Below are 21,931 nucleotides of genomic sequence, written 5' to 3'. Positions count from 1 at the left end.
GTCCTGCGGGTGGTCCCCCGCCGCGCCGTGCGCGCAAAGTGGCTGGGGCGGAGGTTGCCGGGGCGCGGTTCACCCGTCGGCTGGGGCGTGGCTGAGTGCCGGTGCGGGCCGGAGCGGACCGGTCGTCTCGACCAGCGGCCTGCCGCGGGTCTCGACCCCGTAGCGCCACAGCACCAGTCCGGCCGCGACCAGCGGCACCGCGCTCACCAGCGCCAGGCCTTCCAGGCGCGGAGCCGAACTGAGCAGCAGCGGCCCGAACAGCCCGCCCGCCTTGCTGCCGGCCGCGGCCACACCGCTGCCGGTGGCGCGCAGCGCCGTCGGGTAGACCTCGGTGGCGTACGGCGCCAGCAGGGCCACCATCCCGCCGGAGGCGGTGAGCAGCAGCGCGGTCAGCACCACGAGGGCGCCGCCGTGCCCGGGCCGTTCCGGGCGCAGTACCGCGTACCCGACCAGCACCAGGGCCGTGGCGCCGGCGTAGAGGCACATCGCCTTCCGGCTGCTCCACCGCGCGTACAGGGCGGCGGCGAGGGCAGTGGCGGGGATCGCGACGGCCGAGGAGAGGAAGAGCAGGGTGCTGGCGCGGGTGGTGGTGCCGGCCGAGGCGAGGAAGGTGGGCAGGAAGGTGAGGAAGCCCCAGTTGACGATGCCCCAGCTCAGCCCGAACAGAAGGACCACCCAGGTCCGCAGGCGGTACGGCACCGAGAACAGCTTGCGGAAACGGTGTGTCCCGGCGTCCGGTCCGGCCGCGGTCCGGGCGTCCGCCCCCGCAAAGTCGTCCGGACGCCCCGGCACGGGCCCGGGCCCGCCGGTCGGCGGCGCCTCCCGCCCGCCGGTCGCTCCCGCGGCCGGTTCCCCGGAGCCGGGCCCGGTCTCCGCGGTGCCGCCGGGTGGCCCCGCGACCGCCCGGATGCCGTAGCGCGCCATCACCCGTGCCGCTTCCGCGTGCTGCCCGGTCTCGATGAGGAAGCGCGGCGACTCCGGTATCCACCGGCGCAGCACCACCAGCAGCAGACCGGTCGGCAACCCCAGCAGCCACAGCGCCCGCCAGCTGTAGTCCGGGACGAGCAGCGTCGAGCAGCCGCTCGCCACGAGGTAGCCCGCCGCGGCGCTGAACCCGCTCTGCGCGACCACGATCCAGCCGCGGCGCCGGGCCGGCACCGACTCCGACATCAGCGCGTAGACCGTCGGCAGCATGCCGCCCGCGGCCATCCCCATCAGGGCACACATCACCAGGTTCCAGCCGAACGACGGCATGAACCCGCAGATGGCCGTGGCCAGGTACATCAGCGCCGAGAGCAGGACCGTCGAGCGGCGGCCGTAGCGGTCGGCCAACCAGCCCCACAGCAGCGAGCCCGCGACGGTGCCGCCGATGGCCACCAGCGGCAGCAGGGCCGCCTCCCCGGCAGTCAGTCCGTACTCCTCGCGCATGCCGGGCACCGTGAACCCCAGCGACGCGGGCTTCATGGTGTCCACCACCAGAGCCACCGTCAGCACTGCCACCAGCCGCCGGTGAGCCGGGGTGAAGCCGGCCCCGTCCAGGGCGGCGTACCGCGTGGTGCGGGCCCCGGCGTCACGGTCGCCGGCCTGCCCCCGGACGGGCAGCAGGCTCCAGGCAGCAGCGGCCAGACCGACCACGATCAGCACCATGCCGGTGGACATGGCGGGCCCCATGCCCATGCCCGCCATGACGAAGTGCTCCTCGCGCATCGCCCAGTACGCCGGCACGTGCAGCAGCACCCCCGCCACGACCAGGACGGCGCCCGCCGCGAACACCGCTCGCCGCGGCCCGCGGCCCGCCGTCCGGGCCGGGCTCAGCACGGCGACCCCTCTCCCGTGACCATGCTCCTGGCCAGCTCGGCCGGGGTGGCGCAGCCGCAGAGCGTGAGGGTGTGGCCGAGTTCGTCCCGCAGGATCTCCAGCACCTCCTCCACCCCGCGCTGTCCGCCGACCGTCAGTCCCCACACCACCGGGCGGCCCACCGCGACCGCCGCCGCACCCAGCGCAAGCGCCTTGGCGACGTCGGTGCCGCGCCGGACCCCGCCGTCGAGCAGGACGGGAATGCGGCCGCCCACCGCCTCTGCCACCCTCGGGAGCTGGGTGATGGTGGCCGGGGTGGTGTCGAGCTGGCGTCCTCCGTGGTTGGAGACGATCACCGCGTCCACGCTCAGGTCGGCCGCGATCCGGGCGTCCTCCGGGTGCAGCACGCCCTTGATGAGCACCGGCAGGTCCGTCATCGCCCGCAACCGTTCGACGTGGTCCCAGGAGAGCTCGGGCGAGAGGTCCACCTGCCGGACGTGTCCGGGTTCGTCGGCGCGGAGCGAGCGCAGGTTCTCGCACCGCACGCCGGGCGGCAGGTCGTGGAAGTCGTTGCGGTCGTTGCGCACGTGGCGGCCCAGGGCCGGCGAGTCGGCGGTGACGACCAGCGCGGTGCAGCCGGCCTCCTCGGCACGCCGCACCAGGGCCTCGGTGAACCCCATGTCCCGCTGGATGTAGAGCTGGAACCACAGGTGCGCGTCCGCAGCCGTCTTGCGGGCCTCGGCGGCGATGTCCTCCACGGCCACGGTGGAGAGCATCGCCGTGATGAGGATCGCCCCGGCGGACGCGGCGGCGCGCGCGGTGGCACGCTCGGCGTCGGGGTGCGCCAGCCGGTGGAAGGCGGTCGGGGCGAGCAGGACGGGCATCGAGGTGCGGTGGCCGAGCAGGTCGGTGGCCAGGTCGGGCCGGCCGCGGCCGCGCAGGATCCGGGGTGTCAGCGCCAGCCGCGCGAAGGCCGCCTCGTTGGCGCGGAGGGTGATCTCGTCATGGGCGCCGCCGGCGAAGTAGTCGTAGTGCACCGGGTCCAGCAGGTCGCGGGCGAGGGGTTCGTACTCGCGCACGCTCAGCAACCGCGGCGCCAGGGGGGCGGGTTCCCGGTCGGCGCTCACCGCTGCCCACCCCCGACCGGAAGGGGGCGGGCCAGCGTGTCGGTCAGGTACTCCACCAGCGGCTTGACGTGGAGCAGGGGGTCGGTCCACTCGTTGTCGAGGTTCTCCTTGATGCGGTGTTCGGAGACCACCTGACCGCGGTGCAGGTGGCGCACCACCGGGTGCAGGTACCGGTCGTCGTGCTGGTGCTCCTGTTCCCAGGCGCGGCCGGCGGCGATGTCGAAGGGGTCCAGCTCGTCGTGCCCGGGGTAGTACTCGAAGGTCAGCGTCAGAACGCTGTCCCGCTGCCCGAAGTCGGAGTCGTGCAGGTAGTCCACCGGCATCTCCTCGTGGTGGCGCACGCCGTCCGGGTCCACCACGAGCAGGTCGCACAGGAACGTGAACTGCTGCCAGAGTCCGGAGGTGGTGGCCAGCCGCGCCAGGATCGCGTCCGCCAGCCCCTCCGGGTCCGACGGCACCACCCGGTGCGGCCACTCGGTGTCCTCGTAGCGACGCTCCAGCATCCGCACCAGGGCCCGTACCCCGTAGCGGAAACCGTGGATGAAGGCGCTGGTGTACTTCTTGAAGTCGCGGACCTGGGTCAGGGTGCCGGCCACGTAGAGGTCCGGGACGTTGACGGACTCCCAGGAGGAGGTCAGCGCGGCGAAACGGTCCTTGACGGCCAGTTCGGGCCGGCACTCCGGGGCGAAGATCGAGGTGTCCATCGCGAAGCCGGTGCAGGCCAGGACGCGGTCGTAGCGGAAGCAGACGGTCTCGTCGCGGCGCAGGTAGGTCAGCGTGACCTCGTAACCGCCCTCCGGCAGTGGCGCGATCCGGTCCACGGTGGCGTCGAGCACCGAGTTCTGGGCCTTGAGCTGGTAGGTGTCCAGGAAGTGGCTGTTGACCGCCCGCAGGTGGCCGATGAAGTGCGTCTTCCAGGCGAGCTTGATGGAGCTGGGGCCGAGGATGTGGATGACGGCGGCACGCTCGGTGAGGTGGTCGGCGGTCTCGAAGCCCGAGTTGCCCTTGCCGATGATCAGCACCCGCTGGTTGGTGAAGCTGTCCCGGTCCAGCGTCATGTCGGCGTACGCCTCGGCGGTCTCGATGCCGGGAATCGGCGGCACGTAGGGCCGGGAGAAGCCGGTGGCCACCACGAGCCGCCGGGCGGTGCGCACCGTGCCGTGCTCGTCGGTCACCCGGAACGGGCCGCGCTCGCCGTCGCGGGCGACCTCGGTGACGCGGGTGTCGTAGCGGATGTCCAGCTCGTGGTGGGCGGCGAAGTCCGCGAGGTAGCGCAGGTAGTCGTCGGCGTGGGGGAAGTAGCGGTCGGTGTACTGGGTGAACACCGGCATGTCCGCGTCGCCGAGCAGCGAGTTCCAGTCCACCCGCAACTTCTGGTCCGGGTCGTCGAACCCGCTGTACGGCTTGTTGATCGAGATCATCTGGCGGTGCCGTGGGAACCGCTGGTAGAACGCCCCCGGCACGGAACCGGCCTCCAGGACGAGGTGGTCCAGGCCGGCCCGTTTGAGGAAGTAGGCGAGCTGTACGCCGGCGGGTCCGGCTCCGATCACGAGGTAGTCCAGCGACTTCTGCATCAGCTTGAGCTCCGGGGCGCGTTCGGGGGTGGGATGGACGTCGACCTGCCGGGCTGCGGCCTCGTCCCGGCGACGGCAGGGCCGGGCGGGGCCTGGCGCTGCCGCAGCGGCGGGCCCGGCAGCTCGTCAGGACGAGGGGCCGGAGTGGGGACAGGTGGAGGTGGCCGTGCCGGGGGCAGGGGTGGTGCCGGTGGGGGAGGCGCTGTCGGCCGGTGGCGCCGACCGGTGCAGCGGTCGCCCCTGGGTGTCGTACGAGGCGAAGTAACGGGTGGCCGGGCGGGTGCGGCGGGCGTCCAGCACCATCCAGGTGCCGAAACCGAGTTGGGCGATGCTGCGTCCGACGTCCTCGAAACGGTCCCGCACCCGCAGTGCACCCCGCAGGGCGGTCAGCCGCCGCTGGGACAGCGGTGCGTCGCGGCGGATGAGCAGGCACGGCGCCCGGTGCGGAATGGACCTGGTGTGGCTGACGGGGGAGTCGAGGCGGAAGCGGACCAGGACCTCGCGGGTCGCGGCGCGCATGACCAGGGGGGCCAGGCGCCAGGCCGGGCAGGGGCGGTTGGCGGCCACTCCGAAGGGGATGTGGTGGGCGCTCCGCGCGGAGGCCCGCTCCCAGCGCTCCGGGTCGAACCGGTCGGAGTCCCGGTAACCGCAGGCGTGGTAGTCGGGGTAGCTGAAGCACAGGACGGATCCCGCGGCGATGGTGGGCAGTCCGGGCAGGGAGATGTCCGCGGTGGCGATGCGGTGGGCCACGCCGAAGAGGGGGTAGAGCCGGAAGGTCTCGTCGATGACGTGAGACAGGTAGCGGTCGTCATCGGGGTGCTCGGCCACCCGCTGCTGCACCTGGGGGTGTTGGGCCAGGACGAGCAGCAGGTGGGCCATGGCCTCCGACATCTGGACGACGGCGGTGTTGAAGAAGGTGCCCTGCAGGTAGTAGGCCTGCTGGCGACGGGTCAGGCCGGTGGGCAGCGGACGCCGGGTGGCGTCCCCGGCGGCGAGCCTGCGCAGCAGGTGGCGGGTCAGCCGGTGGCGGCGGTTCAGGTGGCGGGGCCGGGTGCACTTCAGCGCGTTGACCACGTCCTCCGCGTTGTCGACGATCAGCTTGCGGACGGGGGCCGGACAGGGACCGTCGAAGACCAGGCCGTGGAAGAACTCCGCCCACACCGGCATCAGCAGGTCGCGCAGCCGGACGAGGTTGATCCGCCCGCCGAGCGCGGAGTCGAGGACGGCCGCGGTGTGCCGGGCGGCATCCGCGTACAGCGTCTCCGACGCGCCCGAGAGGAAGTCGAGGGTGCACCGGGCGACCTCGTCGTAGCGGGGCCCGGGCTCCAGGTGCTCCTGGTGGACGTCGGCGCCGGGTGCCAGCCAGTACCAGAACAGGTCGGAGAGCACGGCACCCTTGCTGCGCCCGTTGGCCGCGGGGTGCCCGTAGACCTCCTGGAACCGGTCGGCGCCCACGGTGGCGTTGGGGAAGGTGACGCCCTCGTCACCGTTGACGCGCCCGAACACCTTCATCCGCAGGGCGACGACCGAGCGGGGCAGCCACGCCGGGGTGGACAGCAGCAGGGCGCCGGCCGCCAGGGACGCCGCGGCCTTGGATCCGGACATCGTCGCGCTCCTCTCACGCAGTGGGGACGGGAATCGCACGGGGCCGGAGGGCGGCCGGACGCCCGGGGGAACTGCGCGGTCTGCTCATCCGGACTGCGCCGGCACCGGCCGAGCACCGTCGCGGCCGCTCGGTTGCCCGGCCGCGGAGCCGGAATGCGTGTGCCGCTACGGGAGAACCCCCAGGAGGGGCACCGGAGGAATGCGGGACCCGATGTGCAGGCGAACGAGGGCGCGGAAAGTTCGGTCGACCGGTATGCCGACGCGCCGGCCAGGGATGTTCTCCGGCGAATTCCGTAAGTGGTCCCACCGGGAAATCCGGTGTGCGGTGCAGGGTTCGTATCGGCGCGAAATGCCGCACACGGGGACGTCCTCCTGCAGGCCTGCGCGGTAAGGAGGGGCCCGGTGGGGCGGTGCGGAGTCCTTGCCACCGGAGTGTTCGAGCAGGTCGTGCGGTCCGGTGCCGTTCCTCGCGGGGCGCCGGAGCGCCCTCGTGGCAGAGCTGAACGGGCTTTTCGGTAATTCCACGAGATGCGGCAGCGGGCCACGCGACCCGGAGAGGCATGTCGTGAGGACGCCTGAGCCGCTGATGGTCCTCCGATGTGGCACGACCGTATGCAGCCGACGCCGTCGGTCCGTCGGACTTTCGGCCGGTGGCCTCCCCGGCGCACTGCGGCCGCGCGGGTGGTCGTGTGGGACCGGTCGTTCTCCCCGGTCTCCCCGCCCTTGTCGGTCCGGTCGGCCGGCTCGACAAGCGGAAGGCTCCCTCACCCGCCCCGACAGGTGGTCGAAAGGGTGCCCGCCCCGGGTCGGTGGACGGGCCCCGGAAGGAGCCCGCGGGTGGCGCCGCCGGGAGGCGTACTCGGGGTCGCAGGGGACGGTGGTGGCGGAGGCCGAGGTGGTGACGGACGTCTCCGTGTGCCGTCGTGGTGAGGATAAGGAGAGTCTCCCCTCCTGATTTTCCTCGACAGTCAGGAGGTCTCTTCTGTGATTTCTTCCAACGGAATGCCTTTTCCCTCGTAAGGGTTCGACGCCGGGGCCGACATGCCCGCCCCGTCCCGTATCGGGCATGAGAATCTCCTCCCCGGAATCCCCGTTCCCGTGTGAGCATGGCGACAGTACTTGACGGTTAAAGCACACAACCAGAGGAGGTTCGAGTGACCTGGATCACACGCTTGGGAGTGTGCCCGCGGTACCTCTTGTGGCCGTCGGGGGAAGGTTGATCACCGCTAGATCTCTCCAGATCCGCGCCCTGTGCGACAGCTATTCGCCGGGCGGCCCCACTGCTTTCCGCGACCGGTCCCCGACCGAATCCAGCAGAATGGCGTGAAGTGAGGTTTCACGGAGCCGGACGACGGACGCGAGGGTGCCCGCAGGCGTCGTTCGAAATGCCACGCTCGGGCACGGGGCGGACCGCTCAGGCCGTCGGCGCTCCTGCGCGCAGGAACGCGCGGACGGGGCCTGCCAGTTCGTTGGGCCTGCTCACGGTCACGACCTCCAGCCGGTCGGCGGTGTCCCGCAGGGGGCGGTAGGCGAGGTCGGGGAGGGTGATGCGTTCGGTGGCGGTGGGGAGGACGGCCACGCCGACTCCGGCCGAGGCGAGGAGCAGACGGAGAGCTGACCGCCCTCGCGGAGGAGACGACCGAGCTGACCGGCGATGCGCCGAAGGCGGTCTCCACCGCCGGCCTCGGCGAGCCGGGGCCCCGGCGTCCGGTTCGCCGGCGTGGCCGGAAGCGTGCCGGAGGGGCTCGCCGAGACCGTCACCCTCATCGCGCGGGGAAGGCTCCACATCCTGGCCGAGGAGTCCTCCCCTCTCGCGGGGGCCGCGGTGGCGCACAGCGACGGCCATGCCGGTCACTGGCAAGGACGCCGGGTCATCCTCGTCCGAGGCCCGCGGGCGCCGGCCCCGGCACGTCGAGGGGCAGCCGCTCGCTGCCCCCTCTCCGCGCCGTGGACGGCGGCCCGTGCCGTCCGGATCAGACGGTGAGTCGATCGAGGATGCCGGCCACCTCCGCCGGCTTGAGAAGGAACCCGACGTGGCTGGTGGCCAGGGTGTGCACGTCGTACGGGTTGCCGGGTGTCAGGGCGTCCGCTTCGCGGATCAGGCGGTCCTGCATGGCGAGGGGGAGCGACCTGTCCTCGGTGAGGCGGATGTAGGTGCGGGCGACGGTGCCCCAGGTGTCGGCCTGGACGCGGGCGTCGGACGTCATCACCGCCAGGGACTCGTCCGGCTGCAGGATGTTGAGGAAGGCGCGGAACTGCTCGTCGGTGGCCTCCGCCATCATCGCCGCCTTGAGCCCGGCCAGCATGTCCGGGTCGGCGGTGCGGTAGTTCGCCCGGCCGACACCGAGCGCGACGGGGTCACCGACGTTCAGCGCGGCCAGAGGGCCCATCAGGTTGTCCGCGAACTCGGGCTCCTGCATGTACTCGATGGGGTTGGAACGCTCCACGCACGACCAGCCGGAGAGGTAGACGAGTCGGTTCACCAGCTCGGGGACCGTGTTGCCCACGCCGGTGACGGTGGTCCCGCCGAGGCTGGCACCCACCAGGACCACCGGCCCGTGCTCGGCCACCCGCCGGACGACGTCGACGACCGCGTCGACGTTGTCCCGCAGGGTGACCCCGGCCAGCGCGGACGGTTCCGCTGCCCACGCCCCGAGGTCCTGCGGTGCCTGGTAGGCCACCGGGAACTGCGCGTCGAAGCCATGTCCCGGCAGGTCCACGGCGAGGCTGCGGTGGCCGAGCAGCGCCAGCTCGCGCTGGACGGGAGCCCACATCAGCGAACTGCTGCACACGCCGTGCACGAGCACGAACGTCGCACCCGTTTCGCGGGCCGTGCGCGGGCGACGGGAGTTGCTGGGAAGAGATGTCATTCGGGTCAGATCCAATGTCCTGTGGCGGCGCGGACGGGCAGCGCCCGACGGGTCGCTGCCGACGCGGTGCGCCGCCGAAACGTGAGAGGGGAGACGGACGCGTCTGCCACCGGGCGCGACGCGTTCCATGACCGGGCGCACGCAGACCGAGGGCAGCGGCCGACCGGCGCGCACCACCCGGTCAGGGCGGTACGCGGGGTGGCGGCGCTCACCGGTCGCGGTGCGCGTCGACGTCGGGGCCGAGTGCCACGCGCAGGACCTGCCGTGAGACGGGCACGGTCTGCTGCGGGTTCCTCGGCGGGGGCCGGCCGCTGGACGGCTGCGGCGCCGACGTCGTCTCAGGCGGCCCGAAGACGGACGAACATGTAGGACATGGCAGGGACCCTACCGCAGTACGGAGTTCGGAGCGTCGCGCGGTCCTGGAGCTCGGACAGGTAGGTGCACTCGCGCACGGCCGTGCTGACGACGTATGCCGTCGGCTGACCGGTTCGCCCCGATCCTGCGCAGGTCGCCGAGTTCAAGGGGCGGCCCGCCTCACCCGCCCCGCCCGCGCGCCCATCCGGCGCGGCCGACTACGAGGTCGGCCCTCTTCCGTCGTGGCCGCCTGTACGAGGCCATCGGTACCGCCTCGACGACGAGCGCGGCACGTCGCCGAGCGGACCGCAGCCGGTCGTCGCAGCTCCGCGCCTCCTCCGTCCTTGCCGGCGCGGTCATCGCCGGACACAGCCGGCCGGCCCCGTCACGGGCTCCCGCCGCCGGGCCGGCCACCCTGTACGACGACCCTGGTGACATGCCTGTCCGCGCGGGTTCCTAAGATCACATCTCGGGTTGGATCACATCTCGCGTTCGCCGACGGACGCTGACGCCCGCTTGGTCGTGCCCGCCGCCTGACGTCCGACACATGACCCCACCGCACGGCGATGGAGTCGAGCACCGAGGAGAGGAACGTTCATGCGCGTCCGGAGTATCGCTGCGGCCACCGCGGCAGGACTGGCAGCGGTGGCAGCCCGCGACCTCGTCCAGAAGAAGCACGCACTGCTCCGGAACTTCCCCGTGGTGGGGCACGCCCGGTACCTGCTGGAGGCGATCGGGCCGGAGCTGCGCCAGTACATCGTGACCTCCAACGACGAGGAGCGCCCGTTCAGCCGCGACCAGCGCACCTGGATCTACGCGTCGGCGAAGGGGGAGAACAACTACTTCGGGTTCGGAACCGACAACGACGTCGAGCACATGCAGGGGCACGCCTACTTCAAGCACCGCACGTTCGCCGGCACGCTGCCCGACGTGCACGACCCGCAGGCCCCTCTGCCGTCGGCCAAGGTGCTGGGCGGGCCGCGCGGGCGCGCCAAGGCGTTCCGGCCGGCGAGCGTGGTGAACATCTCGGCGATGAGCTTCGGATCGCTCTCGGGGGCGGCGATCACGGCGCTCAACAAGGGGGCCGCGCTGGCGGGCGCGATGCAGAACACCGGGGAAGGCGGCCTCTCGCCGTACCACCGCAACGGCGGCGACCTCGTCCTTCAGATCGGTACGTCGTACTTCGGCTGCCGTGACGAGGACGGCAGCTTCAACATCGACAAGCTCAGGGACGTGGTCGCCGGCGCCCCGGTCAAGGCGATAGAGATCAAGCTCTCCCAGGGCGCCAAGCCAGGACTGGGCGGGATGCTGCCGGGCGCGAAGGTCACCCCGCAGATCGCCGGGATCCGCGGCATCCCGGTCGGTGAGGACTGTGCCTCCCCGTCGCGGCACACCGCGTTCAGCGACGTCGACTCGATGCTCGACTTCGTCGAACTGCTCGCCACCGAGACCGGCCTGCCGGTCGGGATCAAGAGCGCGGTCGGGGAGATGGACTTCTGGCAGGAGCTGGCCACGCTGATGGCGCATGGCGACCGCGGTGTCGACTTCGTGACCGTCGACGGCGGCGAGGGCGGTACCGGGGCGGCGCCGCTGACCTTCGCCGACTCGGTGTCGCTGCCCTTCCGGATGGGCTTCTCCCGGGTCTACGGCACCTTCGCCGAGCTGGGGCTGACCGATGAGCTGACCTTCATCGCCTCCGGCAAGCTCGGCCTGCCCGAGAACGCCGCGGTCGCCTTCGCCCTGGGGGCCGACATGATCAACGTGGCGCGCGAGGCGATGCTCTCCATCGGCTGCATCCAGGCGCAGAAGTGCCACACCGACAAGTGCCCCACAGGCATCGCCACCCAGAACCCGAGGCTGGCCCGCGGCCTGGACCCGACGTCGAAGGCCACCCGGGCCGCCGTCTACCTGCGCACGCTGCGCAAGGAGCTGATGAAGATCTCGGCAGCTGTCGGCGTCGCCCACCCCGCGCTCATCACAGCCACCGACATCGAGATACTGAACGGCGACTACGAGGCCCGCAGCCTGCTCAGCGTCTACGGCTACAAGGACGGCTGGGGCGAACTCGGCCCGCAGCTCGCCGAGGAGATCACTGCTCTGCTCACCGCCGAGCCGGCCTCCGCGCAGGAACCGATCGCCTGACACGCCGGCAGTGGCAAGCACCGCACCCACCGCTCTCCCGACCGCAGGACATGCGTGACGCGGGTCGGCGCCCCTCGTCTCCCGTATTCCATCAACCCCCATGAACAGTTGATATCCAGGTGATCACCACATGACCGAAAAAGTGAGATTCCCCAGTGTCGTCGGCCCCGAACTGGCCGGAGCGATCGACCTGCCGGACGGTGAGATCCGAGGCTGGGGCCTTTTCGTTCACGGCTTCACCCTCGGAAAGGACTCGCCGGCCGCCTCGCGCGTCAGTAAGCAGCTGGCCCGCGAGGGAATCGGGATGCTGCGCTACGACAATCTCGGCATCGCGGACTCCGACGGCGACTGGGGGGACGGATCCTTCACTGTCAAGGTTCAGGACACGGTCCGTGCGGCAGCCCTGATGGCGGATCGGGGAACCCCGGTCGACCTGCTGGTGGGGCACTCATGGGGCGGGGCCGCCGTTCTGGCCGCAGCGGCCGAGATCACCGGCGTCCGTGCGATCGCCACCATCGGGGCGCCCATCGACCCCAGTCACGTCGAGCGGCAGTACGACGCCGTCATGGACCGTGTCCTCAGCGAAGGGGAGCACGAGTGGTTCGTCGGCGGGAGGACCCTGGTCCTCAAACGCGCCTTCGTCGAAGACGTCCACCATGCCCACCTGCGCGACCGGATCGGCGAGTTGGATCTGCCGCTGCTGGTCCTGCACTCGCCCACCGACCAGACCGTCGACATCGACAACGCCGGGGAGATCTTCCGCGAGGCACGACACCCGCGAAGCTTCGTGGCCCTCGAGGGAGCAGACCATCTTCTGACCGCACGCGGACAAGCGCAGCGGGCCGCCCACATCATCAGTGCCTGGGCCGACCAGTACATCCCCGGCGCACGGCCGTAGCGGCCTCCGCGCAGGTCGAGAGGCCGGACCTCGCCGGCCCGGCCGCCGGGTCGAAGGGTGCACCGACGTGCACGGCCGACCGCGCCGTCACCCGGCAACGCCGCCCCTGTGCGCATGCCGGTGCCCTTGAGGTTCCCTGACCCAGGTCGGTCCACGAAGCCCTCGCCACCGCCCGCCGGCTCCGGGCTGCGCGGTGCGCGGGGGCCAGGCCGCGCGACGCCTTCGAGGGGGGACCGACGGGGCCAGGGCGTGCCGGAGATGAGCCGGACCGTCCTCTCCTGCAGGCGCCGAGAGGCGGGCCTTTCGACCGGACTGATACCCAGTCGACGAACCCGGTTCTGTAGCCCTAGCCTCGCGCCGATGACGAACACGGTGGAGACCGGCGAGGACTTTCGTGCTCTGCTGCGGTGCCTCATCAGGCACTTCGAGGGCCTCGGAGCCGACGCCCCGGAGATCGACGACGTGCTGCTCCGCTGGGCCGGCACCCTTCCTGAACGGGGCCCGGAGCCCGGTTGGCCAGGCCTGGCCGACCAGTTGCTGGGCGCGTTGGACGCCCCGTCGGCCGGGCCCGCCGAGCCCGCGCCCCTTGGCGAGGAACTGCCGGTCGCTTCTCCCGGGGCGCTGCGAGTCCTGTTGCAGGCGCTGGCGGCCGACTACGCCCGGGACCGCGCTTGGACGGAGGACAGGGTGGCCCGGGGGCTGTGGGCCGGGGACGGCGGTGGCTGGGCGAGCGGCTCGATGACGGGATTCCTGGACTCGTGGGAGGCATGGCTGGAGTCCCACCTCGGCAGCTCACAAGTGTTCCCGGACGGCTCGCCGATCGAAGTGGTGAGCTGGTCCTCCGTGGCCTGGCAGCTCTGCGCGGCCCGCGTCTACGAGTGAGGCCACCCGGGGAGGGCCACGTGTGGACGACGCGAACGACGCTGACCACCGGCACCGGCCTTGCGGCGTCGTAGCGGATCACGACGTCGGTCGCCGTCGCCTCCCGCCCAACCTGCGCGTGGGGAGGTGACGCAGCCGCCTCGCACGTGCGGGGCTCCCGAAGCCGTCCCCTTGCGATCGGGGCGCACCGTCGATCCGTGGGCAGGCTGCTCCGCCCCCGGCGGACACGCCGCCCATGTGATCACCCCGGCAGCGCGGGGGGCGGGGAGCGGAGGCACCACACCTCCGCAGCGCACATGCGCCGTGCAGGGATCTGAGGTACTCCTCGATACGTGCTCGCGGGCCCGGGCGCTCGGAGGCGTCGACCAGTACGTCCCCTGGCCGGTCCCGCACCGCAACCACCCTGGGGGCGGTGCCAGGTCGGTGTTGGCTGTGACCCGGCTTCGACCGGACGGAGGTCGCCATGGAACGAGAGCCGACCGTCGGCCCCGCCGACTCACCCGGACGGACCGCCGGCCCCCGACCCGGCGACGTCCCGGGGCCCTCCACGCTCCCGCGCGCCGAGGTGGTCGAGACCCACACGGCGGTGGTGATCTTCGTCGGAGACCGTGCCTACAAGGTCAAGAAGCCGGTGGACCTGGGCTTCCTCGACTACACGACGGTTGCGGCGCGGCGGACAGCGTGCGAGCAGGAACTCCGCCTCAACCGCCGCCTCGCCCCGGACGTCTACCTCGGCGTCGGGGAGTTCCACAGCCCCGACGGCGAGGCGCCCGAGCCTCTCGTGGTGATGCGCCGCATGCCCGCGGAACGTCGCCTCTCCCGCCTCGTGCGCGAGGGGGCGGCCGTCGACGAGGCGCTGCGGCTCGTAGCCAGACTGCTCGCGGTACTCCACGCGGGTGCGCCCCGCGGCGCGGAGGTGGACGCGGAGGGGACGCGAGACGCCCTGTCCGCACGCTGGGAGGCGAGCTTCGCCCAGGTCCGGGCCCTGGCCGAAGACGGCACTCCGCCCGACGGGGTGGCGGAGGCCGAAGGGCTGGTGCGCCGCTATCTCGCCGGCCGCCGGCCCCTGTTCGACACGAGGATCGAGCAGGGACGGGTCGTCGACGGGCACGGGGACCTGCTCGCGGAGGACATCTTCTGCCTCGATGACGGCCCCCGGATCCTGGACTGTCTGGAGTTCGACGACCGCCTCCGCTACGTCGACGGTCTCGACGACGCCGCCTTCCTCGCCATGGACCTGGAACAGCTCGGAGCTCCGGAGGCGGCTGCGCACTACCTCGCCCGGTACTGCGAGTACTCGGGGGACCCCGCGCCTCCGTCCCTGTGGCACCACTACGTCGCCTACCGCGCGTTCGTGCGTGCCAAGGTCTCCCTGATCCAGGCGGGCCAGGGCGCGCCCGGAGCGGAGGTGTCGTCGCGACGGCTGATTTCGACGACCCTGCGTCACCTGCGTACCTCGGCGGTCCGTCTGACGCTGGTCGGCGGACTGCCGGGGAGTGGGAAGTCCACCCTCTCCGGTGCGCTGGCGAACCGGCTGGGGGCCGCACTCCTCAGCAGCGACCGCCTCCGCAAGGAGCTGGCCGGCATTCCCCCGGAGCGGTCTGCGGCGGCTCGCTACGGTGAGGGCCTCTACACCCCGGAGTGGACGGCCAGGACGTACGCCACCCTGCTCGACCGTGCAGCCACCCTGCTGTCCGCCGGTGAATCCGTCGTCCTGGACGCCAGCTGGTCCGATGCCCGACAGCGGGAGGCGGCGGCGCAGGTGGCCGAACGCGCCGGCGCCGACCTGGTGGCCCTGCACTGCCACGTGTCCAGCGACGTGTCGGCGGCGCGCCTGCGCAGGCGTGCCCCCGGTCCCTCCGACGCCGACCGGGACATCGCCACCGTCATGGCGGCCAGGGAGTCGCCGTGGCCGGAAGCCGAAGACGTCGACACGGGAGGTTCTCTGGAGGCAGCGGTGAACAAGGCGCTGGCGGCCGTCGGCCCGCCGGCCGGAAGCGAGAGGCCGGTCTTCCGCCGCGGCAGTGCGGGACCGGATCAGGCGTGCTGCGAAGACCAGCGGCCTCGGGGCGCCCGGTGAGCAGGCCATCGGGTGACTCCCGGGCTTCCCGGGTTCGTGGGCTGCAGCCTGCGGAAGCCCTCTCCGCCTCGCTGCGGAGGCAGAACACCGCGCGCGTCGACAATGCCGGCTCCGGCAGCGTCGGCCTGTCAGGAGGACAGCATGGAGACACCGAATGGCGACGAGTATGCGGCGAAGGAGGCCGCGTGCCAGGTAGGCGGCGCATGTCCATGTCATGCGTGCTTCGCGGTCGGCGTTCGTCTGATCGTCCCCTGCGGCAGGCATCCGGTGGCCTCCGAGGCGAGCGGTGGTCCGGCTGCCGCGGGGCAGGTCCGGCACCGGCGAGACGGCCGAACGCCGGCATGCGCCCAGTTCTCACGCCAGGCACCACGTTCCGGAGGCGGGGACGGCGTCGCCAACCGCTCCGTCTGCGGGCCGAAGCGCCGAGCACACCACATGTCCCCGGGTGACGCCACGTCCATGACTGCGGTTCCTGCAGGACGACAGGGATGACGGAGACCACCGGGGCAGCGGTCATCGGCATCGGGAACGAGTTCCGGCGGGACGACGGCGTCGGCCTCGCCGTAGCCGCGGAGGTCCGGGAGCGGGCCGTCGCGCGCCCGCTGCCGCCGGGCACCACGGTCCACGCGAGCGACGGGGACCCGGGCAGGCTGATCAGGCTGTGGGAGCACGCAGACCTGGCTGTCCTCGTCGACGCCTGCTTTCCGCCCAGCCCTCGTCCAGGACGGATCCATCGCTGGTGCCGTCTCCTGGACTTCCTCCCGCACGCCGTTGCCGGGACCCACAGCAGCACCCACGGGTGGGGGGTGGCCCGGACGGTCCGCCTCGCTCACACCCTCGGACGCTGTCCCCGGCATCTGCTCGTCTACGGAGTCGAGGGCGCCGAGCGTGCACTGGGCACAGGACTGACACCCGCGGTGGCCGCGGCGGTGGGGCCTCTCGTCGAGCGCATCGAGGGCGATCTCGCACGCTACGCCCTCGCCGGGGCGAACGGCCCGGCCGCGTGGGTTTCGCGGGCGGATCACCGCCGCGCCTCGTCCGTTCCGGGCCTGCCCGCTGGACACGCCGGACGGACACCGGTAGTGCGGCCTGATGACCTGGCACCCTGACCGTGGCCGGTGCCCGTGCCGTCCGTACGGACGTGCGGAACGGGGTGGTTCTCGCCCGCCGGACCGCCAGGAGCAGAGAGGAACGGTGATGACCGACCCCGGGCTTGCCGGAGCGGGCCCGCACGGGCAGGTCGAGGCGGTCCTCGATCGCGACGGCCTCCAGGCGCTGGTGCGGGTCCTCAGAGAGCGTGACCGCACGGTGATCGGCCCCACGGTTCGGGACCGCGCGATCGTGCTCGCTGAGATCGACTCGGCGGAGGAACTGCCGTACGGCTGGGGCGTCGAGCTGGAGGCAGGGCAGTACCGCATCAGCCGGAGGGAGGACGCGGCCGTCTTCGCGCACAGCGCGGGGCCGCAGTCCTGGAAGTCCTACCTGCACCCGCAGCGGGTGCGGCAGTGGAGCGCCGATCGCGGTGCGGACGGTGCGCTGACGGTCCGTGCCGAGGAGCAGCCGGAGGTGTCGTACGCGTTCCTCGGCGTCCGGCCCTGCGACCTGCGGGCCATCCGCATCCTCGACCGGGTGATGACCGGGGGCCGGTTCACCGACCCCGCCTACGCCTCCCGGCGCACACGGGCCTTCCTCGTCGCGGTCGAGTGCACGGAGCCGGGTGCCACCTGCTTCTGCGTCTCCATGGACTCGGGCCCGGCGGTGGACGACGGCTACGACCTCGCTCTCACCGAGGTGCTCGACGACGCGGGTCACCGCTTCCTGTGCCGGAGCGGGACCGAGGAGGGTGCCGCCGTACTCGCCGCACTCCCGCGGCGGGTCGCCGACGACACCACTCGCCTGGCGGCGGCCGACGCGGTGCGGGAGGCGGCCGAACACATGGGCCGCTCGATGCCGCCCGTCGACCTGCGGACCCTGATGCGGGACACCCTCGAGGCCGACCGCTGGGACGACGTCACCTCCCGCTGCCTGAACTGCGGCAACTGCACCATGGTCTGCCCCACCTGCTTCTGCACCACCACCGAGGACGTCACCGACCTCACCGGCGACCACGCCGAACGGTGGCGGCGTTGGGACTCCTGCTACGACCTCGACTTCACCCTCCTGCACGGCGGCCCCGTCCGGGCGAGCAGACGCAGCCGCTACCGGCAGTGGCTCACGCACAAGGTCGGCACCTGGCACGACCAGTTCGGCAGTAGCGGGTGCGTCGGGTGCGGCCGCTGCATCGTCTGGTGCCCCACCGGCATCGACCTCACCGAGGAGGCGCACGCGCTGCACCGGGAGGCCACGGACCGGCGGACCACGGAATGACCTCGTGGCCGGTTCCCGGAACAGGTGTGCTCGCACAACTGCCTGCCGAGCACCGCGAGCGGCTCATGCAGCTCGCGCGCGAGGTGGAACACCCGGCCGCCGTCCGGCTCTTCGAGGAGGGCGCAGCGGCCGAACACTTCTGGATCCTCCGCACGGGCACGGTCGCGCTCGACGTCCAGATCCCCGGCCGCGGCCGTGCCGTCGTGGAGACCGTCGGGCCGGGCGGCCTCCTGGGCTGGTCGTGGCTGTGCCCGCCTCACCGGTGGCACCTCGGGGCGGAGACGCGAGGCCCTGTGGCGGCCTGGGCGTTCGATGCCGACACGGTGCGCGACCTGTGCACCGCGCATCCGGCGTTCGGTCTGGCGCTGGTCACCCTCGTCGCCGAGACGATCGGAGACCGGTTGCGCGCCACCCGCACCCGGTTGCTCGACCTGTACGGGCCACGGCAGACGGAAGGCACGCCATGACCCTGGTGCCGGTGCCCTATCGCTCGGTGGACCGCCACCGGGAGACGGCCGACACGGTCACCTTCGTGCTGGAGCCGGTCAGTGCCTCACTGCCGGCCTTCGCACCGGGCCAGTACGCCATGGTGTACGCCTTCGGCGTCGGTGAGATTCCCGTCTCGGTCTCCCGCACGGGTCCCGGCCGACGACTCACCCACACCGTCCGCGCGGTCGGAGCCGTCTCCCGAGCGCTGTACGACCTGCCGGAGGGGGCCGTGGTCGGGTTGCGCGGGCCCTTCGGCACCGGTTGGGACATGAGGGCCGCGGAGGGGCACGACCTGGTGGTCATCGCCGGGGGCATCGGGCTCGCCCCGCTGCGGCCCCTGATCGAAGCGGTCCTGGCCGAGCCGGTCAGGTACGGGCGGCTCAACGTCCTGGTCGGCGCCCGCACCCCCGAGGACCTGCTGTACCCCGGCGAACTCCCCACCTGGCGGCAGCCCTACGCCGCCGCCACCGTCGACCGCCCCACCGCCGGCTGGGCCGGCCAGGTGGGGGTCGTCACCAGCCTGCTCGACGAGGCGCTCTTCACTCCGCAACGGACCACGGCGTTCGTCTGCGGCCCCGAGGTCATGATCCGGGCGACCGCCCGCGAACTGGTCCACCGCAGGGTGCGCCCCGACCGTGTCCGCATCTCCCTCGAACGCAACATGCGCTGCGCCACGGGCCACTGCGGTCACTGCCAGCTCGGGCCGCTGCTGTTGTGCCAGGACGGCCCGGTCGTCGGCTACGACTTTGCCGAACCACTGCTCACCGTAAGGGAGTTGTGACATGAGGGCCGACGTCGACCCACCTGCGGAGGGAGCCCGCCGCCGGCTCGGCGTGTTCAAGTTCGCCTCCTGCGACGGCTGCCAACTGACCCTCCTCGACTGCGAGGACGAGCTGCTGGGCATCGCCGGACGCCTGGAGATCGCACACTTCACGGAGGCCTCCAGCGACATCGGGACCGGGCCGTACGACCTGTCCCTCGTCGAAGGGTCGGTCTCCACCCCCGAACACCTGGAGCGCGTCCGCCGCGTCCGCGACGCATCCCGTCACCTGGTGACCATCGGCGCCTGCGCCACGGCCGGAGGTGTCCAGGCGCTGCGGAACCACGCCGATGCAGCGGACTACCTCCAGGTGGTCTACGCCCGGCCCGACTACATCGACACCCTCGCCACCTCCACCCCGATCTCCGACCACGTGCCGGTCGACTTCGAACTGCGCGGCTGCCCGATCGACCGCGGCCAGCTCCTGGAGGTCATCACCGCCTTCCTTGCCGGCCGCAAGCCCGGCATCCCGGACCACAGCGTCTGCTTCGCCTGCAAACGGCGCGGCAACGTCTGCGTCCTGGTCGCGCACGGCACCCCCTGCCTCGGGCCGGTCACCCACGCCGGATGCGGCGCCCTGTGCCCCACCTACGGCCGGGGCTGCTACGGGTGTTTCGGCCCCGCCGGGACCACCCACCTCCCCGCCCTCGTCCCCGTACTGCGTCGCGACGGGATGAGCGAGGACGACATCGGGCGGTTCCTGCACACCTTCAACGTCAGCGACTTCACCGCGGTGGAGGAGGAAGACCTGCCGTGACCGAGCCCGCCGCCCGCTCCACCACCTCACGCGTCGTCCGCGTTCCCGCCCTGGCCCGGGTCGAGGGCGAGACGGCCCTGCACCTGCGGATCCGCGAGGACACCGTCACCGAGGCGAGGCTGAGCATCTACGAGCCACCCCGGTTCTTCGAGGCGTTCCTCCGCGGCCGGGCCCACCCCGAGCCCGTCGACATCACCTCACGCATCTGCGGCATCTGCCCGGTCGCCTACCAGATCACCGCCTGCCGTGCCATCGAGGACGCCTGCGGAGTCGTCGTGGACGACCGTGTCGCAGCCTTGCGCCGCCTGCTGTACTGCGGCGAGTGGATCGAGAGCCAGACACTCCACGTCCACCTGCTGCACGCCCCGGACTTCCTCGGCCACGACGACGTCGTCTCCATGGCGCGCACGCACCCCTCGTGCGTCGAACGAGGGCTGAGGCTGAAGCAAGCCGGGAACGCCATCGTGGAACAGCTCGGCGGCCGGGCGATCCACCCCGTCAACGTCCGTCTGGGAGGCTTCCACCGCACCCCGAGCCGTGCCGAACTACGCCCTCTCGCAGAGCGTCTTCGAGTCGCCCTCGACGACGCCTGGGAGACCGTACGCTGGGTCGCCGGCTTCGAGTTCCCCGACGCCCGTTGCGAGGCCGACCTGTTCGCCCTGGCCGAGCCCGGTACGTACGCCATCGAGTCGGGGGTGCCCACCGTGCTCGTGTCCGCCGGTACGCCGGCCCGGCGCAGCTTCCCCCTCCGCGATTTCGAAGACCACGTCGTCGAGGAGCAGGTCCGGCACTCCACCGCGCTCCACTCCCGGCTGGACGGCCGCACCCACCTCACCGGAAGCCTTGCCCGCTACGCGATCAGCGGTCACCTGCTCTCCCCGCTGGCCCTCCAGGCCGCGCGCGAGGCCGGCCTGAGCGATCCTCCGCCGGCCTCCGGCGCCGTGCCGGGAGAAGTCTGCAGAAATCCCTACCGGAGCATCGTGATCCGTGCCGTGGAGATCCTGTACGCGGTGGAGGAGGCCCTCCGGATCATCGACGCCTACGACCCACCCGCGCAGCCCCACACCGACGTGCCGACGCCGGCAGCGGTGGGGCACGGTGCCACCGAGGCCCCCCGCGGGCTCCTTTACCACCGTTACGTGTTCGACGAGGACGGTCTGGTCACGGACGTGAGTCTCGTCCCACCGACCGCCCAGAACCAGGGTGCCATCGAGGAGGACCTGCGCGTCCACGTTCAGGCCGCTCTTGCGCGCGGGACCATGTCGGACGCCGATCTCGCCCACCTGTGCGAGCGCACCGTCCGCAACCACGACCCCTGCATCTCCTGCTCGGCCCACTTCCTCGACGTGAACCTCGAACGGGAAGCGGGTTCTGCCTGAGGAGAGGCGCATTCACTCCCGGGCCGCACCGTTCGGTGCGTACGGGACGACGACGCCGGACCGGCGGAGGGCGACCCCGGTACGGGGCTGCGCGTTGTGCCGCAGGCGGGCCCTCGGCCTCTGCGACCGCGAGGCCGACGCGCCACCCGGCCGGACGGCTTCACGCGGAGGTCCGTCGATCCTTGCGCATCCCCACCGCCATGCACACTGCCGCGGTGAGCAGCAACAGGCCCTCCAGAGCCAGGCTGGCGAGCCCCAGCGTCTCGGTCCAGTTGCCGACGTCCTCGTCGTAGTCGGGCAGCCCGGGTCCGCGGGAGAGGACGTAGCCCAGAATGGGTCCCGCGGCCACCAACAGCGCGAGCAGCCATCCCAGACGCACCAGGCCGGCGACCAGGAGCAGGGCGGCCACCACGCCGGCGATCTCCAGGATCCAGTACAGGATCGCCAGGTACTGGGGACTCTTGTCGCCGGCGATGCCGTTCTGGTCGATGACGTGGACGGCACTGACCCCCAGGCACAGCAGTCCTCCGAAAAGACGTGCCGTCCAGCCGGCGGCACCGGCGGGCACCTGCCGGGTGGGGAGCCGGCGGTCACGCTTCGGCGTGCTGGGGTTCACAGCGCGGCGGGCGCCGGCGTGCGGATGGGACACCATGGGCATGCACCTCCAGTCCACTGGTGGGTAACCACAAACCCGGCGGCGTACCTCACGCGCCGGTCCGTACTGCCGCCCTGCGCGTGGCTGCTCGTCGCGGCAGCTCACCGGCCGGTCCGACGCCCACCGGGAGGCGGA

General features: G+C 72.1%; 17 protein-coding genes. 10 read left to right on the top strand and 7 right to left on the bottom strand.

Annotation, left to right across the window (positions count from 1 at the left end; genetic code table 11):
- Positions 1–69: 69 nt before the first annotated feature.
- From ACFV3R_RS18990 to ACFV3R_RS18965, 6 genes are all read right to left on the bottom strand, one after another.
- Positions 70–1,818 (bottom strand): MFS transporter, encoded by a 1,749-nt coding sequence (locus tag ACFV3R_RS18990; protein WP_385583797.1) that lies wholly within the window; start codon positions 1,816–1,818, stop codon positions 70–72.
- Complete coding sequence (locus tag ACFV3R_RS18985; protein WP_385583794.1) at positions 1,812–2,924, bottom strand: alpha-hydroxy acid oxidase; 1,113 nt, start codon at positions 2,922–2,924, stop codon at positions 1,812–1,814. The genes ACFV3R_RS18990 and ACFV3R_RS18985 overlap by 7 nt, the downstream gene beginning before the upstream one ends.
- Positions 2,921–4,498: an NAD(P)-binding domain-containing protein gene (locus ACFV3R_RS18980; protein WP_385583791.1), complete on the bottom strand. Its 1,578-nt coding sequence runs from the start codon at positions 4,496–4,498 to the stop codon at positions 2,921–2,923. Before ACFV3R_RS18980 ends, ACFV3R_RS18985 begins: the two co-directional genes overlap by 4 nt.
- A 126-nt stretch (positions 4,499–4,624) precedes the next feature.
- On the bottom strand, positions 4,625–6,103 hold the full coding sequence (locus tag ACFV3R_RS18975) for a cytochrome P450 (RefSeq protein ID WP_385583787.1): 1,479 nt from the start codon (positions 6,101–6,103) through the stop codon (positions 4,625–4,627).
- A 1,414-nt stretch (positions 6,104–7,517) separates the two neighbouring features.
- On the bottom strand, positions 7,518–7,682 hold the full coding sequence (locus ACFV3R_RS18970; RefSeq protein WP_385583784.1) for a hypothetical protein: 165 nt from the start codon (positions 7,680–7,682) through the stop codon (positions 7,518–7,520).
- A gap of 394 nt (positions 7,683–8,076) precedes the next feature.
- Positions 8,077–8,973, bottom strand: coding sequence for an alpha/beta fold hydrolase (locus tag ACFV3R_RS18965; protein WP_385583781.1), 897 nt, complete (start codon positions 8,971–8,973; stop codon positions 8,077–8,079).
- Between the two features lie 951 nt (positions 8,974–9,924).
- On the opposite strand from ACFV3R_RS18965, the gene ACFV3R_RS18960 reads away from it, so the two are divergent.
- The 10 genes from ACFV3R_RS18960 to ACFV3R_RS18915 all read left to right on the top strand — a co-directional run bounded on the left by ACFV3R_RS18960 (position 9,925) and on the right by ACFV3R_RS18915 (position 21,141).
- Positions 9,925–11,469 carry an FMN-binding glutamate synthase family protein gene (locus ACFV3R_RS18960; protein ID WP_385583778.1) on the top strand — a complete coding sequence of 515 codons (1,545 nt, stop codon included), beginning with the start codon at positions 9,925–9,927 and terminating at the stop codon, positions 11,467–11,469.
- 130 nt (positions 11,470–11,599) lie between these two features.
- Positions 11,600–12,367: an alpha/beta hydrolase family protein gene (locus ACFV3R_RS18955; protein WP_385583775.1), complete on the top strand. Its 768-nt coding sequence runs from the start codon at positions 11,600–11,602 to the stop codon at positions 12,365–12,367.
- 360 nt (positions 12,368–12,727) lie between these two features.
- A complete protein-coding gene (locus ACFV3R_RS18950) occupies positions 12,728–13,249 on the top strand; it encodes a hypothetical protein (RefSeq protein WP_385583772.1) in 522 nt (173 codons plus the stop codon).
- Between the two features lie 565 nt (positions 13,250–13,814).
- Positions 13,815–15,329, top strand: a complete 1,515-nt coding sequence (locus ACFV3R_RS18945) for an AAA family ATPase (RefSeq protein WP_385583857.1) — start codon at positions 13,815–13,817, stop codon at positions 15,327–15,329.
- A 488-nt stretch (positions 15,330–15,817) separates the two neighbouring features.
- Positions 15,818–16,438, top strand: a complete 621-nt coding sequence (locus ACFV3R_RS18940) for a hydrogenase maturation protease (protein WP_385583769.1) — start codon at positions 15,818–15,820, stop codon at positions 16,436–16,438.
- Positions 16,439–16,526: 88 nt separating this feature from the next.
- A complete protein-coding gene (locus tag ACFV3R_RS18935) occupies positions 16,527–17,696 on the top strand; it encodes a 4Fe-4S dicluster domain-containing protein (RefSeq protein ID WP_385583766.1) in 1,170 nt (389 codons plus the stop codon).
- Positions 17,693–18,163, top strand: coding sequence for a cyclic nucleotide-binding domain-containing protein (locus ACFV3R_RS18930; protein WP_385583763.1), 471 nt, complete (start codon positions 17,693–17,695; stop codon positions 18,161–18,163). The genes ACFV3R_RS18935 and ACFV3R_RS18930 overlap by 4 nt, the downstream gene beginning before the upstream one ends.
- The gene (locus ACFV3R_RS18925) at positions 18,160–18,966 is read left to right on the top strand and encodes an FAD/NAD(P)-binding protein (RefSeq protein WP_385583760.1); all 807 of its coding nucleotides are present in this window, start codon (positions 18,160–18,162) and stop codon (positions 18,964–18,966) included. The genes ACFV3R_RS18930 and ACFV3R_RS18925 overlap by 4 nt, the downstream gene beginning before the upstream one ends.
- A 1-nt stretch (position 18,967) precedes the next feature.
- Positions 18,968–19,762, top strand: a complete 795-nt coding sequence (locus tag ACFV3R_RS18920) for an oxidoreductase (protein ID WP_385583757.1) — start codon at positions 18,968–18,970, stop codon at positions 19,760–19,762.
- A complete protein-coding gene (locus tag ACFV3R_RS18915) occupies positions 19,759–21,141 on the top strand; it encodes a Ni/Fe hydrogenase subunit alpha (RefSeq protein WP_385583754.1) in 1,383 nt (460 codons plus the stop codon). The genes ACFV3R_RS18920 and ACFV3R_RS18915 overlap by 4 nt, the downstream gene beginning before the upstream one ends.
- A 160-nt stretch (positions 21,142–21,301) precedes the next feature.
- Here the strand turns inward: ACFV3R_RS18915 and ACFV3R_RS18910 are convergent, their stop codons facing one another.
- Positions 21,302–21,793, bottom strand: coding sequence for a hypothetical protein (locus ACFV3R_RS18910; RefSeq protein WP_385583751.1), 492 nt, complete (start codon positions 21,791–21,793; stop codon positions 21,302–21,304).
- Between the last annotated feature and the right edge of the window lie 138 nt (positions 21,794–21,931).

It is taken from the genome of Streptomyces sp. NPDC059740 (assembly GCF_042733155.1).
Taxonomy (GTDB): Bacteria; Actinomycetota; Actinomycetes; order Streptomycetales; family Streptomycetaceae; genus Streptomyces.
The sequence above is the reverse complement of the archived record's forward strand: the minus strand, read 5'-3'. Positions and strand labels throughout refer to the sequence as shown.

Coding starts and splice junctions, on each gene's coding strand:
- ACFV3R_RS18980 (WP_385583791.1), bottom strand. CDS start 4,498: ATGCAGAAGTCGCTGGACTACCTCGTGATCGGAGCCGGACCCGCCGGC.
- ACFV3R_RS18975 (WP_385583787.1), bottom strand. CDS start 6,103: ATGTCCGGATCCAAGGCCGCGGCGTCCCTGGCGGCCGGCGCCCTGCTG.
- ACFV3R_RS18965 (WP_385583781.1), bottom strand. CDS start 8,973: ATGACATCTCTTCCCAGCAACTCCCGTCGCCCGCGCACGGCCCGCGAA.
- ACFV3R_RS18960 (WP_385583778.1), top strand. CDS start 9,925: ATGCGCGTCCGGAGTATCGCTGCGGCCACCGCGGCAGGACTGGCAGCG.
- ACFV3R_RS18955 (WP_385583775.1), top strand. CDS start 11,600: ATGACCGAAAAAGTGAGATTCCCCAGTGTCGTCGGCCCCGAACTGGCC.
- ACFV3R_RS18950 (WP_385583772.1), top strand. CDS start 12,728: ATGACGAACACGGTGGAGACCGGCGAGGACTTTCGTGCTCTGCTGCGG.
- ACFV3R_RS18940 (WP_385583769.1), top strand. CDS start 15,818: ATGACGGAGACCACCGGGGCAGCGGTCATCGGCATCGGGAACGAGTTC.
- ACFV3R_RS18935 (WP_385583766.1), top strand. CDS start 16,527: ATGACCGACCCCGGGCTTGCCGGAGCGGGCCCGCACGGGCAGGTCGAG.
- ACFV3R_RS18930 (WP_385583763.1), top strand. CDS start 17,693: ATGACCTCGTGGCCGGTTCCCGGAACAGGTGTGCTCGCACAACTGCCT.
- ACFV3R_RS18925 (WP_385583760.1), top strand. CDS start 18,160: ATGACCCTGGTGCCGGTGCCCTATCGCTCGGTGGACCGCCACCGGGAG.
- ACFV3R_RS18920 (WP_385583757.1), top strand. CDS start 18,968: ATGAGGGCCGACGTCGACCCACCTGCGGAGGGAGCCCGCCGCCGGCTC.
- ACFV3R_RS18910 (WP_385583751.1), bottom strand. CDS start 21,793: ATGGTGTCCCATCCGCACGCCGGCGCCCGCCGCGCTGTGAACCCCAGC.